Origin of the sequence: Yersinia sp. Marseille-Q3913, assembly GCF_963892745.1 — a bacterium.
Classification (GTDB): domain Bacteria; phylum Pseudomonadota; class Gammaproteobacteria; order Enterobacterales; family Enterobacteriaceae; genus Yersinia; species Yersinia bercovieri.
In genome coordinates, this window is record NZ_CAWQAF010000094.1 from 1 (window position 1) to 825 (window position 825).

The following is an 825-nucleotide window of genomic DNA, read 5'->3' on the forward strand; positions in this document are numbered from 1 at the left end:
TCTTGCGAATGCGCCGCGCGGGGTCCAGCTCGAAGTACTCGATCAGCTGTTCCATGCGCGTGCGGTCGCGCAGCTTCTTCATGCGCGCCATGAATTCCAGGAACGCCGTGCCGGTCATCTCGTCCATGCAGGCGATTTCGCCGGGCAGGTAGCCCAGGTGCTCCTGGATGCGGGCGCGCTGGCTGAAGCAGTTCAGGCCGTTGATGTTCACGGTTCCCTCATCAGGGCGGATGAAGCCCATGAGGTTGCGCATGGTCACCGTCTTGCCGGCGCCGTTCGGTCCCAAAAAGCCGAACACCTCGCCCCGCTCCACGGCAAACGACACGCCGAACACGCCGCGTCCGCTTCCGTAATCTTTCTTGAGCCCCTCGATCGCAATCGCGGGGCCGATTGTTGCGCTCATCGGTATTCCTCCTTGTACGAATAGGCTTTCAGCATGTCGCACCAGAGGTACATCTCGTCCAGCATCGCATCCATGTCGAGGCGCTGATGCAGGGCGCGCTGCTGGTGCAGGTAGCCGTCAGCCAGCCAAATCAGCAGGTCGAGCACGTACTTCGGGTCGATGTCGTCGCGGAACCGGTCAAACCGCACGCATCTGAAGTACGCGGAGAACATCAGGTCGATTTGCCTCTGCGTCCAGCTGTCCATCGTGTCCTTGATGTCTTTGTGCTCCGGGTAGAAGGCCCGGACGGAGAACTCCAGCAGGTAGGGGAAACGCGAAAGCACCTTGCGCTTGGTTTCAGCTGCGTACACGAGCAGATCGAAGAAATCGTCGATCTCGTAGAATCCGTCGTCCACCACCAGATCGGACACCTTCTCCATGAG

2 protein-coding genes are annotated in these 825 nt (G+C 60.2%); both read right to left on the minus strand.

All coding sequences use genetic code 11. The features are described 5' to 3' along the window. The coding region (locus AACW11_RS19960) for an ATP-binding cassette domain-containing protein (protein ID WP_212587065.1) at positions 1-403 on the minus strand (403 nt) is incomplete at its 3' end. Further along, on the minus strand, positions 400-825 hold a 426-nt coding region (locus AACW11_RS19965; protein WP_212587066.1), incomplete at its 5' end, for a hypothetical protein. The genes AACW11_RS19960 and AACW11_RS19965, both read right to left, overlap by 4 nt.